The following is a 16,047-nucleotide window of genomic DNA, read 5'->3' on the forward strand; positions in this document are numbered from 1 at the left end:
AGCTAAAATATTTTTTAAGCGAGCTTTCATCTGTTTCACCCCCTTTCAGTTTGCTTTTTATAGGTCTAAATACCTATTTCATAGAGCGGAAAATCCACCCCTGAAAAAGAGGTGGATTTTTGAATTAGCTCCCTCTTTTTCGGCAACCGGCTGCCTTGACTGATGCGTTTTAGGCCCCTGGCTTTGCGTCCCTATCTTTCAATAGGTTTGCCTTTATCGTAAAGATTTGTGATCTGTTATTACTATAATAATATAATACTATAGGCACGTTGGCAACGCTTTCTTTCGGAATTTTCGTAAGTTTTTATTGCTATTTTTGTGAATATTTACCTATGTCCTAATTCTTGATAAAAGATAGAGCTATGATCTTTCTTCCGTTAAAAACAGTTGGATGTTACTAACAAAACATCCATGTTGGATCAAAACATGAGAACATCTGAATTTAAGGAATTTGAAAGGCAACATATGAAAAAAGTAAGAAGACATCCATCTGTAGGGCGAGAAATAATAGATAAGTCTTTTTTTAAACTTGTGTGAATCTGAAAATAATAGTACTTCCAACCAAATTAATACCTATTTCTATAAGGAAAATACTTCTTCTAAAATTACAACACTTGACCGGTTTGCAATCCAATCGTAGAAACACTTATAATAAACGAATAAATAAACCAGCATTTTCCAATAATATGACTCTGCATACTATATAGTTGATAACAGAATGGTTGTATATTTGAATTATCTTAGGTGACAAAACACTATGTATAAAATTTCATCCTATCAATTGTTCGTCATTACATTTATCTTCCAATTAGGAACTACTGTTATATTTGGCTTTGGAGCTGCTGCCGATCGGGATGCGTGGCTAGCCCAACTTTTATCCATGTGCCTAGGTCTTCTCGTCATCCTGTTATACACCACCTTAATGCGGATGAACCCAGGGTTAACGCTGGTTCAGTGGTTTCCCGCCCAGTTTGGACGATGGATCGGGGTGCCAATTGCTTTTTTATACCCTCTATTGTTTTTATATCATGTAGGCAGGATTCTCGGGGATGTTAGGGATATGGTTTCAACAACCATTTTATTCAATACCCCCTATCTAGTTATTGAAGGTGTCTTTATCATCATTATTGCCTATTGCGCATTTGGAGGAATTGAGATCATTGGTCGACTGGGTGAAATCATCTTCCCCTTGGTTTTATTAATGTTTTGTATTCAGGTGATCCTTCTTTTTAGTTCTGGTGTTATGCATATCAATAATTTACGTCCTGTTTTAAAAGACGGATGGGCTCCTATTTGGAAGGTTGCATTTCCCGGAGGCATGACTCAGCCATTTGCAGAATCAATCGTACTTTCCATGTTCTGGACAGATACAAAGCACCCTGAAAAAGTCATGAAGGTTACAGTTCTAGCCACTATATTTTCCGGATTAATGATAGCATTTTGGGATATACAGTGCATTTCCGTTTTTGGCGGTCTGTTTTCACATTTTCTATATCCTTTATATACATTATTAGGAATGATCAGCATTGGGAATTTCATCGAAAACTTGCAAATCTTTGGTGTTTTATACTTTTTTTCGACCGCATTCTTAAAAAGTACACTTACTATTCTTTCTGCTTCAAAAGGATTCCAACAGTTGACAGGTATGAAAAATTATCGTGTACTCACCATTCCAGCATCCGTTATAGCATTGATTCTGGGCATGACCATGTCAAAAAATATATCTGAGCACATTTATTTACATTTTTTAAAAATCGTTCTCCCGTATGTGTGGATTCCATTGCTTTTAGTAGTACCAGCCATTTTACTTATTGTTACATGGTTTCGGCAAAAGGTGTTCAAAAAATAAAAAGTGATAAAAAAACATACAAGTAAAACCACCGGTTTGACCGGTGGTCTACTTGTATGTTTTTTTGCTCATATTCTTAAATAATCGTATTGTTCCCTCAGCAACCTGCTTCGTTTAACCTCATTTAATTAACGATTGACCTGTTACGCCAATCTTCCGAACTAACAAGTTTGCTTTTACAGAAATCTCAGCTTCTGAAAACTCTTGATCCCAATTTTTCTTTAAGGACTTCCATTGCCGAAGATCTTTTTGTTGAATGGCATCACTAAAACCAAAGATATCTGTACCATACTCTTTTTGCACTTTTCTAATAGTCCTGAGAACCATCTTTTCAGCTTGTGTATCCAATGCTTGTTGAACAATCGCTATATTTTTAACATCCGTAAGGTCTAAACTTGTGTTGTTTTCACGTATTGATCCTTGCCCCGTTAGTTTAACTAGAAATTTTACCTTGTTCCCTTGAACGAGGGGCTGAATCTTACTATCTACTTTGTTTACATCCAAACTGATGTACCCTTTTTCTCTTGGTACACGTGAAGTGATCGTTAGAAAATCCAGGTTCCCTGTCACCCAGCGAAGGACTTTACCTTCTTCCAAATTTAAGAATCCAATTAATTTCAATTCTTTGTTAAATATTCCGGACCCCGCAATTCGAAACCCTTTCTCTTCCTGTTTCTGTCCTTCTGCTGAAGAAGCGGAGGGGCTAAATAAAAGGGTGGGGATCGTTGGACAGCTCCCTTCACTGGATGCAGAAAGTAAAAATTGTAAAAATCCTACTTGTTTTAGTGCCCCAATCTGGTTATATTCTTTTAAAGCTCCTACGGCTGGTATACTCTCTAGAGGATAAGATGTCTCAAGGAAGTTCCTGGCGGTACCTCCCTTAATAACAAAAATATCAGTTAGTAAATTGATGCTGGGATCTCGTGTGTAGGTATCTAATATATTTTTGATTCCTTTTCTAGCCAGTTTCTCCCCAACTACAATGACACGCCGCTGCCCGCGAAATATTTTACGAGAAAGCTTTGTTTGCATTTTCTCAACAGCTTCAAGCGTATCATTGCCAATACCTGTTTCGACAAAATAGTTTTTCCCTTGCCCACCACCGCCGCTATTTCCTTGTCCCCATCCGATCTTGGATGGGATAATAACCTGTGTACTGATCTGAATCTTCTTGCCCTTTGCGGCGTCAATTCCCCATGCAAGTTCAATCGCACGGTCGTTTAACTCCATACTATCCCAACATCCAGAAAGGAAGAATGGTAATAAAATAAGCATGAAATAGACGGTTAATTTCTGATTCATTTGTCTCGTCCCTCATGCTTTGGGCTTGGTTGCTGACCTTCCAAAGCACGTTTTTTATTCGCTCCGGAGATTAATTCCGGCCGGTAAGTCATATTCCATCTTGGTGCGCGAACGAATACATCTTTCAAGTTTTTTAAAATAAGCGGTGCTACCGGACTTAAATAGGGAATTCCAAACGAACGAAGTTTTAGGAGGTGTATTAATATAGAGAAAACTCCGACTATTATTCCATATAATCCGAGCGTTCCTGCTAGAATTAACATGGGAAAGCGCAGAAATCGGTAAGCAGTCCCGAGATTGTACCGCGGTATGGCAAATGACGCAATACCCGTCGTTGATACAACAATGACTACAGTGGCCGATACAATACCATCCTGCACCGCTGCCTGTCCTATGACAAGCGCCCCAACAATACTAACAGCTGAGCCAATAGTTTTTGGCAACCGAATTCCCGCTTCGCGAAGACCCTCAAACATAAATTCCATCAATATGGTCTCAATGACAGTTGGGAATGGAACTCCTTCCCTGGCTGCAGCAATACTCATTAACAAAGCAGTAGGAATCAGCTGCGGATGAAATGTTACGATGGCTACATACAATGACGGGAAAAGCAAAGCAATATTAAATAAGGCGTAGCGAATGATTCGAATGAAAGTTGAATAAATAGACCTTTCGTAATAATCATCCGCTGCTTGTAAGCCGCTCCAAAATGTCATAGGAGCAATTAATACAAATGGAGTATTATCGACGAGAATGGCGACCTTTCCTTCTAACAAACTGGAACAAACCACATCGGGGCGTTCGGTATTTTGAATTTGCGGGAATGGCGACCAGGTAACATCCTCTATAAACTCTTCGATGTAACTTGATTCCATCACCCCGTCAATTTGGATTCTTTGGATTCTTTTCCGGACCTCCTCTATGACTGAATTCGGAACAATTCCCTCAACATAAGCAATGACAATATCCGTTAGAGTCACTCGACCAACCGTCATAGGCTCCATTTTGAGTTTTACACTTCGGATACGTCTTCGAATTAGGCTGGTATTGACTCGTAAAGTTTCCGTAAATCCATCTCTTGGTCCACGAACAGACGCCTCAGCAGAGGGTTCTTCCACACTTCGTTTTTCGTATCCTTTCAATTCCGCAACTAACGCCTTATTTACGCCATCAACTAAAATGATTACATATCCTTTTAAGATCCCATTTACCACATCTACGATTTTGGAATCTTTCTGAACCTGCGCCATCGCAACAAGATGCTGTTCGATGATTTGCTCCATACTTTGAACTTTACTCAATGCACCAGGAAGTCCATGAAACAACATTGGTTTTAAAGCTATTTGATCAAGAGTCTTTGAATCAATTAAACCATCGATATAAATCAAAAGGATCTTGGTTTCATTTTGAATTTCAATCGGGCGAAATACAACATCTGAACAATATTGAAAGATCTCTTTAAATACCTTTTCATTGGTAGAAAGTTTTGAGTCTAAATCAATATTTTCAAGGTTTTCGAACATAAAATCTGCCGATTCAATATCTTTTAAGATCTTGTTATAAACCAGTTGTTGGCGATTTTTTTTCCAAAACATATAAAAAGTCTCCCTGTTGTTTTAGGGGTTTTCCAAGACGAGAATACCCCTAACCTTTTTCAAAACAGATATACATTAAATTCTTACGCCCGCTTTCTTTCATTACATTGTTTCACTACCTAATTTCCATTAAATCACAACTGGATTCCTTAACCATTTGCTTATTCGTTATTTCATCCATCTTTAGAAATTATTTATAATATATTTCCAAATAGTGGCTGATTTTATCCTGGTTTTATTCAACTAATATGGAAGTTGGCCTATAGACAAGGAATCGCAGCCTTCTATACTGACCACTAGCCTCGGGCGCAACTGGTGAAGGCGAAAAATGAAATCTTGCACAAATAGAATCGTTTTAGATCCCTGAAAAGAGGAAAAAATGGACTACGCACGGAAATAGCATCGGGCCGTTCCCTGTGGAAGCTGTACTTATTATGAGGATCAAGGATAAAAAGAAGCCAACCCCTGCGGAAACTGGCCTTCATAAGAAGGATGAAGGACATTTCACCACCATGCCCTGTAGATATTGACCTTCATTGGACGGATGAAAGACAATTCACCGCCATACCCTGTGGATACTGGCCTTCTTTGGACGGATGTTGGACATTTTCCCGCCATGCCCTGTGGATACTGGCCTTCTTTGGACGGATGAAGAACAATTTCCCACCTATCCCTGTGGATACTGGCCTTCTTTGGACGGATGTTGGACATTTCACCACCAATCCCTGTGGATATTGGCCTTCTTTGGCAGGATGATGGACATTTCACCACCAATCCCTGTGGATACTGCCCTTCTTTGGACGGATGTTGGACATTTCACCACCAATCCCTGTGGATACTGGTCTTCTTTGGACGGATGATGGACATTTCCCCACCAATCCCTGTGGATACTGGCCTTCTTTGGACGGATGATGGACATTTCACCACCAATCCCTGTGGATACTGCCCTTCTTTGGACGGATGATGGACATTTTTCCACCAATCCCTGTGGATACTGGCCTTCTTTGGACGGATGATGGACATTTCTTCGCCATGCCCTGTGGATACTGGCCTTCATTGGACGGATGATGGACCTTTTTCCACCAATCCCTGTGGATACTGGTCTTCATTGGACGGATGATGGACCTTTTTCCACCAATCCCTGTGGATACTGCCCTTCTTTGGACGGATGATGGACCTTTTTCCACCAATCCCTGTGGATACTGGTCTTCTTTGGACGGATGTTGGACTTTTTCCACCAATCCCTGTGGATACTGGTCTTCATTGGCGGGATGAAGAACAATTCGCCATCAAGCTAAGGGAAAGCTGTTCCTCATAGCAAGGATGATGAACAAAATAACAAACTGGAAAAAGGAAGCTGTCCTTCATGCCATGAATGAAAGACAATATGCAGCCATGCCCAGAGGAAACTGTCCTTCATAGCGTGAATAAAGAACAAAACCTCAAACTGAAAAAAGCGACCTGTTCGAATCCCCCCATGACTCGGATATATTCCCCTTTGAATCAACAGATCAAGATAAAAAAACTCGCCAACTGGTGAGCCCGTTAGAGCGAAGACAGAGACGCAGTTCGTCGAAAAGCACAGCTTCTCGACTGCGAGGCTAATGCTCACGAAGCATTCCTTAGTGCACTTATGCCTGATAGGAAAGTTAAACTTTCCTATCGGCCAAAGAAAAGCACCTATCAATCTAGGTGCTTTCATCAACTACTATTTAAGTACTTTCATGAACACTATTTTCTCAAGGATTTTAATGCTCCACTCCAGGCTACTACTTGGCTAAGCATGAGATTGACGTTATTAACATGCAGTTCAGCTGGTTTGAACGTGGAGAAATTTTCAAAGTCAGTAAATAATGATAAGGTTGGGTGTGTTTTCACATCGGCAATTAGTAATTCTCCGCAAATCCCACGTAAATGTTCAGCTGCACGAGTTCCCCCGCTTCCCCCGTAGCTGACGATACCTGCCGCTTTATCATTCCAAGCTTCACGGGCTAAATCAAGTGCATTTTTTAAAGCTCCTGTAATGCTGTGATTGTATTCTTGGACAATGAATACAAATCCATCTAAACTAAACAGCTTATCATTCCAAGCTTTAATTCCCGGTTCTGCCCCATCCGTAGTTCCGAAAAACGGAAGGTTGTAATCCGTAATATCTACAATTTCATAATGAGCATCACCACGTTGATCAGCAATTCCTTTTACCCATTCCCCCACTTGTGGGCTAACTCGGCCCTGGCGAGTGCTTCCTAGAATAATTCCGATGTTTAATTTTTCATTTGTCATGATTTCTTCCTCCTTCATGTGCATCCACATAATTGGCAGCGAATAAACGACTACATTTATAAATAATCAGGGAGAATAGTTTTTAGAAGCAGGGACTCAAAAGTAGCCTAATAGCACTATAAAAATAGTTTAGAGGGAGGAAACCTCTCAAACGAAATGGCCTATAAATTTAAAAAAGGACATCCCTGTAAAACGAGGAATGACCTTTTCTTCGTGCGAGCTTTTCATCTCATGCTATTTATTTAGTTGGGGTAATAGGGTTTGTAGTTCAATTAAGTCATCAATGACGAGATCCGCCTGAGAAAGTTCCTCTTCACGGGCAAAATCAAAACGGCATCCAATAGAAACTAGGCCATTATCTTTTGCTGCATTTATATCTGAAAGGCGATCCCCGACTACTGCGCCATTGGTAATTTCATATTTATCTATAATACTCTTTACTAGGTCTGATTTATTCAACGAATCAATTTGCTGGATACTAAATGTTTCAGTAACCCACTCATCCAAATGATAATAACTCACAATTGCCTTTAAATATTCCTTCAATCCATTACTCGCTATGTAAATAGTACACTGATTTTCTTTTAAATAACGGAAAACTTCCTTTACATTAGGATATAAAGCACCTTTCCCACTTTTTATATTTTCTATCAATCTTTTTAGAAAATAAGCATCCGTTTGCTCTCTTACTTCAATGGAATGGTTCTGCAATAAGGTTTCCCATACTTTAGGTAAAGGCACGCCCATAATTTCACGGTAGTTATCAATTGGGGTTTCTGTATCCCATTTATTTAATAATCTTAAATGGTTAAACGTATCATTAAGTGATAACTCTAATATTTTATCGGTTTGGAATAGTGTTCCATCCATATCAAAGATCATTGATTGAGACATTATTTTTTCCTCCTATTTCATATAAATGATATTAGGCCGCCTCCATTAGCTTAACATTCGAGAGCTCTTCTAAACAAAAAATACACCACTAACGATTAGTGATGTACTTTTTTGATCTCATATATACCATAAAAGACAGGATACTATTATCATAATCTATTTTAAATCATTATAGATCTTCGTTAATAGAACCTCGTTCGGATCCTGGCTGAGCTCCCACATCATCGCGCCGCCGAGGCCCATTGATTTAATAAAGGATGTTTTGTAACCCATGGATTCCTCATCATCATAGCTGACAAATTGCGATCCATTGAACAGCCACGGAACATCTGAAGCGGCATCCCAGTAGCGGATAAATCCATTCTTGTTCAAATAGTTGGCTGCGAGATTAGCATAGGTAATGGCCGATCCACCGCCCGTAAATGACGTATATAAACCGTTATTTACATTGTTGACCTGATTGTAGACCCTTGCATAAAAGGGAACGCCCATGATAAGTTTATTTGCCGGCACTCCATTGTTGAGATACATTTGCACCGCATCTTGAACACTCCACTCCGCGTAAAACTTGGAAGAAGGATCCCGGTATAACGGTGCGTTCAACCCTGTCAAGGTATCCCATGATCCATGAATATCATAGGTCATTAATTGAATGTAATCCACATATTGTTGAATCAGATTCAATTCTGTATTGGCCGCATAGCTTTTACCAGCACCGCCGGCAATGGTAATGATATATTTTTTACCATCCTGGGCACTTTGAGCATCGAAAACACTTCTAATTTTTTGTAAAAGAAGGGTGAAATTTTGCTTATCCTCTGGACGGTAAGTATTCCCTGATTCTCCTCCGGTAACAGGATATTCCCAATCCAGGTCAACCCCGTCAAAGCCATATTGTAAAATAAATTGCAGAACGCTGTTGGCAAAAACAGTTCTCGATTGGTCGGTTAGAGCCACGTCAGAGAACTTTTGCGACCCTGACCAGCCACCAACCGAAATAATCGTTTTTAAATTAGGATTTTGCTGTTTCAGCTTCAACAACTGATTGAAGTTCCCTTTTAACGGCTGACTGGAAGTATCCCCAGGGAACGGCTTTTGTACATCGGCCCAGGCATCTCCCATCTCAATTTTTCCATCATCAGAAATATTGGCAAATGCATAGTTTAATTGCGTAAGTTTGCTTGCATCAATATTGGCAATTTGGTAGTTGGAGTAAGTTGACCAACTTGTATAATAGCCAATCATTTTATAAGCACTTTGGACAGGAGCTACAGTCACTTTTACATTGTTAACGGTCACTGTCTTTATCGCTTGTGCGGTTTGGTTGGCCGTATCATACACGACCACCTTCAATGTTTGCTGGCCGTTTGACACCCATGGGTCTGTGGCCCATGTTGCAGTATACGGCGGCGCTGTCAATGACTTGATTAGATACCCGCCATTATTGCTGTAAAAGTTAACTTTTTGAATCCCTTTATCATCGCTGGCAGTAACAGACAGCTTAATGGTCCCGCTTACAGTTTGTCCATCACTTGCAATCGGAGAAACCTGAATGGTGCTCACTTTTGGCGGTTGATCTTTTACCGCAGTGGCAGCCTTATTTATATTGCTAGAAGCAGAAATATTCCCTTTTGTATCTTGCGCTTTTATAAAAAAGCTGTAGGTTGTTCCGGGACGCAGGTTTTTCACCGTATACTGAGTGGAGACAGTTGTCCCTAAAACTTTATTATTCTGATACACCGTGTAATTCTTCACACCGTGCAGGTCAGTCGACTTATTCCAAGCCAATGTGACAGAGGAATCCGTTCTTCCCGTCATATGCAAATTAGCGGGCTTGGTAGGCGGCGTTCGGTCCGGTTTAACCGCGGCCTCCGCAACACTGAAGTTTGTAAAGCCTCCGACTAACATGATGAGCGCAATAAAGAATTTTAAGCCGAAATGTAATGACAACGGGTGACGATCATGTGGCTTCATCCCTCGCTCCTGCCTTCCCTATTAAAATAGTAGTTTATTCTTATTTTAATACATAGAAACGTATGTTTATAGCATTATATTGGAGGTAATTTTTCCCGTTAAAAGGGAGTTTAGACTATTCATTTAATAGGAAAATGGCAGTTACAGGGGAAACTCTACGTCATTTCGTTTCTTGTATATAGACTGACGAGCCCCTTAGGGGGAAGACAGAGGCATAATTCGTCGAAAAGCACAGCTTCTCGACTGCGAGGCTAATGCTCATGAATAGTGCACTTATGCCTGATTGGAAAGTTGCTTTCCTATCTACTAAAAAATAGGAAGGGTGCTTGAGTGCCCTTCCCATCTTTCTCCTACTATTTTTTTATTAAATCCAATGACACAGGGATAAACTTGTCTACGGACTCTTTGTTCACGACTTTCACTGCTGTTTGGACGCCTTTTTGGCCAATTTCAGTTGGTTTTTGGGCAACAGTGGCAGCCATTTTGCCTTCGTTTACCGCTTTAACCGCATCAGCGGTTGCATCAAAGCCAACAACGATTACATTTTTCAAGCCAGCTGCTGCAATCGCTTGAAGTGCTCCTAAAGCCATTTCATCATTATGCGCAAAGACAGCTTGGATATTTTTATTGGCTTGCAGAATATTTTCCATTACGGATAAGCCTTTTGCACGGTCAAAATCTGCTGCTTGTTTGGCCACTACTTTAATGCCGGATATACCTTCAATGGCTTTGTGGAATCCTTCTCCGCGTTCACGTGCCGCCGAGGATCCTGGAATCCCCTCTAATTCTACGACATTACCTTTTTTACCGAGCTTTTCAAGAATAAAGTCTCCAGCCATTTTACCGCCCGCCACGTTATCTGATGCAATATGGGAGACTACATTTCCGCCATTTGCACTGCGGTCCACTGTAATGACAGGGATATTTGCTTTATTTGCTGATTCGATAGCTGTTTTCACTGCATCAGAATCGGCAGGGTTTACTAATAGTACATCGACACCTTTTTGGATTAAATCTTCGATGTCACTTACTTGCTTTGCTGAATCGTTTTGAGCATCAACCGTAATAATGTCTGCACCTTGAGCCTTTGCTTCTTTCTCGGCCCCCTCTTTTAAGGATACAAAGAATGGGTTATTCAATGTAGAAATAGACAATCCGATTTTGATTTTGCCCGTTTTCTTGTCAGTAGTAGATGCCTTCTCAGATGAACCCGGCGCTTTTGTGGAACAGCCAGCTAATACAAACATCACTAATGTTAAAAATAGAAACCCGTTAAAAACCTTTTTCATTTTTTCATAACCCCCTATTTTACAAGTATTTTATGAAGCTTTTTTACGATCAAGCAAGACAGCTAGTAAGATCACACCTCCCTTAACAACCTGTTGATAGAAGGAGCTGACATTCATTAAATTGAGTCCATTATTTAAAACACCTATAATTAGTGCTCCAACCAATGTTCCAAAAATCCAGCCTCTTCCCCCAGAAAGACTGGTTCCCCCTAAAACAACGGAAGCAATTGCATCAAGTTCGTAGGAAGTACCTGCAGTGGGCTGGGCAGAATCTAGACGGGAAGAAAGAATTATACCGGCAAGTGCGGACAAAGCGCCTGTCAGAGAGTAAATCCATATTTTCACCCGATTAGCACGGATCCCTGATAGAATCGAAGCCTCTTCATTGCCGCCAATGGCATACACTCTTCGGCCAAATGTCGTTTTCTTCAAGATAAAATAAAGAACAACATAACATCCCAGCATCCATAACACCGGAACTGGAATCCAGCCAAAATAGCCCTGTCCCATGATTTGAAAGAAATAACTTTTGGACAGCCCTGTAATCGGAGTTCCATCCGTATAGACCAAGGTCAGCCCTCGGAAAATCGTCATCGTAGCCAAAGTCGCAATAAAAGGAGCCACTTTTCCTTTTGTGATAAACAGTCCATTAATCGCCCCCATCACCGCACCTGAAAGGAGTCCGATGAGCATGGCTAAAGGTGCATCCATTCCGCCAGCCAGCAATCCTGCCGTTATAGCGGATGACAGAGCTAAAATCGAGCCTACTGATAAATCAATCCCGCCTGTTAAAATCACAAAGGTCATACCAAAAGCAATTAAGGCATTCACGGACACTTGGCGTAATACATTAAACACATTGTCCAATGTTAAGAAACTTGAACTGATGATCGAGAGAATGACCGTAATGATGATTAAACCAATTAGCGGTCCTAGTTTTTGAATAATCTGAAACTTCGAGGTCTTCATGATTTACTCCCTCCAGTTGCTGCTTGCATAATTTTCTCCTGACTTGCTTCCGCCTTGGGAAGAACGGCTGTAAGTTTGCCTTCGCGGATGACGAGAATCCGATCACTCATTCCTAAGATTTCGGGAAGCTCGGAAGATACCATAATGATCGACACTCCCTGTTTGGTGAGCTCATTCATCAATTGATAGATTTCTTTTTTCGCCCCCACATCCACACCGCGGGTTGGCTCATCGAGAATCAAGATTTTCGGTTGTATTCCAAGCCATTTTCCGATGACAATCTTTTGCTGATTTCCGCCGCTCAAGGATTTCACGGTAAGCTCCCGGCCGGATGTTTTAATGTGAAGTTTTTCAATCATTTCATCGATCAAGCTGATTTCTGTTTTTGCCGAGATGATACTATTCTTTGAAATTTTGGTAAGGTTCGTAATCGATAGATTCTCTCTGACGGACAGCTCGAGAATTAAGCCCTGGTTTTTTCTGTCCTCTGTTACAAAGGCAATTCCCGCTTTCATCGCATCAAACGGCGTCTTAATCGTTGATTCTTTCCCATCTATAAACACTTTTCCACTATGTAAGGAGCGATAGCCAAAAATCGCCTGCATGATTTCCGTGCGCCCAGCCCCCATGAGGCCTGCAACACCGACAATTTCACCCTGCTGTACCGAAAAACTGATATCTTCGAATAAGCCGGCGGTAGTCAGATGTTCCACTCTTAACCGCTCAGGGCCAAGCTTCGTATCACGCTCAGGGAATCGTTCCCCCAGCTGCCGGCCGACCATTAATTTGACGATTTCATCAAAGTTTGTTTTCGCTACTTCTTTTACATCAATAAAATGACCATCACGTAGGACTGAAATCCGATCACAGATTTGAAAAATTTCTTCCATTCGATGGGAAACATAAACGATCCCTACACCCTGTTCTTTTAAAGAGGCAATCACCTTAAATAATGACTCGATTTCGCGGTCCGTCAATGCTGCCGTTGGTTCGTCCATGATCAGCACCTCGGTATTTGCCGCGACAGCCCTGGCGATTTCAATCATTTGCTGTTGACCGACTGATAAATTTCCCGCCTCGATATCCGGATCAAGGTCAATGCCTAAACGGTTTAAATATTCTTTCGTCTTCCGTTTCATCTCCCGGTCTCTCGTAATCCCTAATTTCCCAACTGTCAAATCTTTTCCGAGAAACATATTTTGATAGACTGTTAGATAGGGGATAATATTCAGTTCTTGATGGATCACAGCTATTCCGGCCTGCTCTGCTTCCTTTGGGCTGTTAAAATGGACTTCCTCGCCTTTCACCAGCACCTGACCTGCATCACGTTCATAAATGCCGGTCATGATTTTGATCAGTGTCGACTTTCCAGCGCCGTTTTCCCCCATTAACGCATGTATTTCCCCTGGCAGAAGTTGAAAGCCGACATTCTCTAATACCTTGTTCCCTGAAAAGGATTTACTGATATTCTTCATTTCAACTACAGGTATGCGGTTCATTTAGAAAATCACTCCTGCATGTAAAATCACATTGGCATAAGGGGTGGCCTCTCCCGTCCGAATCACCGCTTTCGCCTTTTTCGTCTGCTCCTTGAACTGTTCATGGGTAACATACTTATACTCGAGATCGCCGGCAAGACTTGCAATCTGTTCTTCCATTTCCGGATTATGGTCTTTTATCTCCAGTGCTAAGGTCACTTGTTCAACCGCCATATCCTCCAATACCACCTTTAAAGTGTCAATAAATGACGGAGTGCCGATTTTTAAAGCGAGATCGATTCTGACTGTTTCATCAGGAATCGGCAGGCCGCAGTCACCAATCACAATCGTATCGGTATGCCCAATTCTTGAGAGAACCTCTGAAATATGACTATTTAAAATTCCATTTTTCTTCATTTTGCTTCATCCCTTGTTTGTAAAAATTCCTCCACTTCAGCAAGCGTTGGCATTCCGCTTTGTGCACCCAGCTTTGTTACCGAAAGGGCTGCAACTGCATTGGCAAATTTGCATGCCTCCACCATTGCGATCCCCTTATTCAAAGCATACGCCAACCCGCCATTAAAAGAATCGCCCGCACCAGTCGTATCAACGACCTCCACTTTATAGCTAGGGATCTCTATTACTTTACCGCCGCTAGTAAATGTTATCCCTTTTGACCCCTTGGTAATAATACATTTGGCGAGAAGCTCCTCTCGCTCTTCATTTGTCCACTCATGTGACTCCAACAGGACCTGCTGTTCATATTCGTTAGGTGTAAAGTAGTCTACTTTTTTCATTAAGTCCTTGGAGAGAGGCTGAATGGGAGCTGGGTTGAGAATCACTTTTACACCGTGCTTCTTCGCGAGTTCCACTGCTTTTTCAACACTTTCAATTGGAATTTCCAGTTGCAGCAATAATATGTCACTGCTGGCGATGACGTCTTCATGTTCTGCCACATATTCCGGAGTCACCTGAAAATTCGCACCGGGAACGACAATAATATGGTTTTCTCCGTTAGAGATCGTAATAGATGCAATCCCTGTCGTTGAATATGTAATCGGTTTCACATAAGGCGTACGAATACCTTGGCTCGCCAAATGCTTAAGCAGATCTTTCCCAAACGTGTCATCTCCTACACAGCCAATCAATGTGGTATCGGCCCCCAGTCTAGCTGCGGCAACCGCCTGGTTTGCTCCTTTGCCGCCGGGAATGGTGTGAAACGATTCGCCTAAAACCGTTTCACCCAATACAGGCACTCGTTTTGTACTTGTGACGAGATCCATGTTAATACTTCCAACAACTGTTATTTTTTTATTTTCCAAGTTAGCTCACCTCTTTGTCGATTGGCCGTCCATTAATTTCACTTCAAAATGATGGTGTAATTGCACAAGCGGCTTTCCTTCAATCATTTCTAATAATTGTTCAGCAGCCGTAAGTCCCAATTCGTAAATCGGCTGTGCCATGGTCGTGATTTCCGGATTGGTTAATTGGCTGAGCTGGATTCCGTCAAATCCGATTAAGGAGAGCTCTTCCGGGATTCGAATTCCCAGCTGCACCGCTGCCTTTAATACCCCAATAGCCATATAATCGTTGCCGGCAAATATCCCATCGATATCTGGATATTTTGTTAGTAACCCCTTTGTGGCCTCCGTTGTTTCCAACACATTATAGTTTCCATTCACAACTAATTCTGGGTGAAACCATGGTTCATTCTCAACCTCTTTCATAAATCCCTTATAACGTTCATCCGCATTGCTGATGGCATGCGGCCCGCGGATATGGGCAATTTTTTGGCAGCCAATCTTCTTCAAATACTGAACTGCCTGCCGCGCCCCTTCATAGTTATTAACTGTAACAGATGGAATATCAGGACTAATCTTTCGATCGAGAGCTACGATCGGAATATCCCTTGTTTCAATATGTTTGGGTGTTAATGTACTGGTGACAATAATAATCCCATCCACATATTTTTGCTTCATGGCATCCAAATACATAATTTCCTTCTCCACTTTCCCATCCGAATTGCAGAGAATTAAGGTATATTCCTGACTGCTCATCACATCCTCTATCGCCCTCGCAATTTCAGGAAAGAAAGGGTTTTTAATATCAGGAACAATCAGGGCAATGGTTTTGGACTGTTTCTTAAAAAGGCTTCGCGCCACCTCATTCGGCATATAATTTAACGTGGAAATCGCCTGCAAAACCTTTTTCCGCGTTTCCTCATTTACATAGCCATTATTATTAATCACCCTGGAAACAGTGGCAACAGACACCTTGGCCTCAGCTGCAACCTCTTTAATTGTACTCATCCGCTTTTCCACTCCATTATCGTAGCCTGTTCTTAGTTTGTGTAACCCGTTACATATTCAGTAAAAAATAAAAATATGTAACCCGTTACACATATCTTTTTAAAA

At 41.3% G+C, this 16,047-nt stretch carries 14 protein-coding genes and 1 riboswitch; of the genes, 1 reads left to right on the forward strand and 13 read right to left on the reverse strand.

The annotated features are described in order from the left end of the window. Window positions 1-138 precede the first annotated feature (138 nt). Window positions 139-222, reverse strand: a riboswitch (cyclic di-GMP riboswitch). A 535-nt stretch (window positions 223-757) separates the two neighbouring features. Then, complete coding sequence (locus tag HPT25_RS05205) at window positions 758-1,849, forward strand: GerAB/ArcD/ProY family transporter (RefSeq protein WP_173060915.1); 1,092 nt, start codon at window positions 758-760, stop codon at window positions 1,847-1,849. A 120-nt stretch (window positions 1,850-1,969) separates the two neighbouring features. On the opposite strand, the gene HPT25_RS05210 is transcribed toward HPT25_RS05205, so the two are convergent. From HPT25_RS05210 to HPT25_RS05270, 13 genes are all read right to left on the reverse strand, one after another. Further along, window positions 1,970-3,151: a Ger(x)C family spore germination protein gene (locus tag HPT25_RS05210; protein ID WP_246277144.1), complete on the reverse strand. Its 1,182-nt coding sequence runs from the start codon at window positions 3,149-3,151 to the stop codon at window positions 1,970-1,972. Continuing rightward, window positions 3,148-4,746 (reverse strand): spore germination protein, encoded by a 1,599-nt coding sequence (locus HPT25_RS05215; protein ID WP_173060918.1) that lies wholly within the window; start codon window positions 4,744-4,746, stop codon window positions 3,148-3,150. The genes HPT25_RS05210 and HPT25_RS05215 overlap by 4 nt, the downstream gene beginning before the upstream one ends. Before the next feature lie 712 nt (window positions 4,747-5,458). After that, window positions 5,459-5,665: a hypothetical protein gene (locus HPT25_RS05220; RefSeq protein ID WP_173060921.1), complete on the reverse strand. Its 207-nt coding sequence runs from the start codon at window positions 5,663-5,665 to the stop codon at window positions 5,459-5,461. Window position 5,666: 1 nt separating this feature from the next. Beyond that, window positions 5,667-5,987, reverse strand: coding sequence for a hypothetical protein (locus HPT25_RS05225; protein WP_217269635.1), 321 nt, complete (start codon window positions 5,985-5,987; stop codon window positions 5,667-5,669). A gap of 490 nt (window positions 5,988-6,477) precedes the next feature. Continuing rightward, window positions 6,478-7,029 carry an NADPH-dependent FMN reductase gene (locus tag HPT25_RS05230; protein WP_173060926.1) on the reverse strand — a complete coding sequence of 184 codons (552 nt, stop codon included), beginning with the start codon at window positions 7,027-7,029 and terminating at the stop codon, window positions 6,478-6,480. A 234-nt stretch (window positions 7,030-7,263) separates the two neighbouring features. Then, the gene (locus tag HPT25_RS05235) at window positions 7,264-7,923 is read right to left on the reverse strand and encodes an HAD family hydrolase (protein ID WP_173060929.1); all 660 of its coding nucleotides are present in this window, start codon (window positions 7,921-7,923) and stop codon (window positions 7,264-7,266) included. A 156-nt stretch (window positions 7,924-8,079) separates the two neighbouring features. After that, window positions 8,080-9,897 (reverse strand): glycosyl hydrolase family 18 protein, encoded by a 1,818-nt coding sequence (locus HPT25_RS05240; RefSeq protein ID WP_173060932.1) that lies wholly within the window; start codon window positions 9,895-9,897, stop codon window positions 8,080-8,082. Window positions 9,898-10,250: 353 nt separating this feature from the next. Continuing rightward, complete coding sequence (gene rbsB, locus HPT25_RS05245) at window positions 10,251-11,186, reverse strand: ribose ABC transporter substrate-binding protein RbsB (protein ID WP_173060935.1); 936 nt, start codon at window positions 11,184-11,186, stop codon at window positions 10,251-10,253. 30 nt (window positions 11,187-11,216) lie between these two features. After that, window positions 11,217-12,155, reverse strand: a complete 939-nt coding sequence (locus HPT25_RS05250) for an ABC transporter permease (protein WP_173060937.1) — start codon at window positions 12,153-12,155, stop codon at window positions 11,217-11,219. After that, entirely contained in the window at window positions 12,152-13,654 is a 1,503-nt protein-coding gene (locus HPT25_RS05255; RefSeq protein ID WP_173060940.1) for a sugar ABC transporter ATP-binding protein, read from the reverse strand. Before HPT25_RS05255 ends, HPT25_RS05250 begins: the two co-directional genes overlap by 4 nt. Further along, on the reverse strand, window positions 13,655-14,050 hold the full coding sequence (gene rbsD, locus HPT25_RS05260; protein WP_173060943.1) for a D-ribose pyranase: 396 nt from the start codon (window positions 14,048-14,050) through the stop codon (window positions 13,655-13,657). Further along, window positions 14,047-14,955 carry a ribokinase gene (rbsK, locus tag HPT25_RS05265; protein ID WP_173060945.1) on the reverse strand — a complete coding sequence of 303 codons (909 nt, stop codon included), beginning with the start codon at window positions 14,953-14,955 and terminating at the stop codon, window positions 14,047-14,049. The genes rbsD and rbsK overlap by 4 nt, the downstream gene beginning before the upstream one ends. Before the next feature lie 6 nt (window positions 14,956-14,961). Next, window positions 14,962-15,942: a LacI family DNA-binding transcriptional regulator gene (locus HPT25_RS05270; protein WP_173060948.1), complete on the reverse strand. Its 981-nt coding sequence runs from the start codon at window positions 15,940-15,942 to the stop codon at window positions 14,962-14,964. Window positions 15,943-16,047: the final 105 nt, after the last annotated feature.

Origin of the sequence: Neobacillus endophyticus, from assembly GCF_013248975.1 — a bacterium.
In the GTDB taxonomy this organism is placed as follows: Bacteria; Bacillota; Bacilli; order Bacillales; family Cytobacillaceae; genus Neobacillus; species Neobacillus endophyticus.

Excerpts from the sequence above, each read along its gene's own strand:
- rbsD (WP_173060943.1), bottom strand. The coding sequence starts at position 14,050 with ATGAAGAAAAATGGAATTTTAAATAGTCATATTTCAGAGGTTCTCTCA.
- HPT25_RS05240 (WP_173060932.1), bottom strand. The coding sequence starts at position 9,897 with ATGAAGCCACATGATCGTCACCCGTTGTCATTACATTTCGGCTTAAAA.
- HPT25_RS05230 (WP_173060926.1), bottom strand. The coding sequence starts at position 7,029 with ATGACAAATGAAAAATTAAACATCGGAATTATTCTAGGAAGCACTCGC.
- HPT25_RS05210 (WP_246277144.1), bottom strand. The coding sequence starts at position 3,151 with ATGAATCAGAAATTAACCGTCTATTTCATGCTTATTTTATTACCATTC.
- HPT25_RS05235 (WP_173060929.1), bottom strand. The coding sequence starts at position 7,923 with ATGTCTCAATCAATGATCTTTGATATGGATGGAACACTATTCCAAACC.
- HPT25_RS05205 (WP_173060915.1), top strand. The coding sequence starts at position 758 with ATGTATAAAATTTCATCCTATCAATTGTTCGTCATTACATTTATCTTC.
- rbsB (WP_173060935.1), bottom strand. The coding sequence starts at position 11,186 with ATGAAAAAGGTTTTTAACGGGTTTCTATTTTTAACATTAGTGATGTTT.
- HPT25_RS05255 (WP_173060940.1), bottom strand. The coding sequence starts at position 13,654 with ATGAACCGCATACCTGTAGTTGAAATGAAGAATATCAGTAAATCCTTT.
- HPT25_RS05270 (WP_173060948.1), bottom strand. The coding sequence starts at position 15,942 with ATGAGTACAATTAAAGAGGTTGCAGCTGAGGCCAAGGTGTCTGTTGCC.
- HPT25_RS05220 (WP_173060921.1), bottom strand. The coding sequence starts at position 5,665 with ATGTCCATCATCCGTCCAAAGAAGGCCAGTATCCACAGGGATTGGTGG.
- HPT25_RS05215 (WP_173060918.1), bottom strand. The coding sequence starts at position 4,746 with ATGTTTTGGAAAAAAAATCGCCAACAACTGGTTTATAACAAGATCTTA.
- HPT25_RS05250 (WP_173060937.1), bottom strand. The coding sequence starts at position 12,155 with ATGAAGACCTCGAAGTTTCAGATTATTCAAAAACTAGGACCGCTAATT.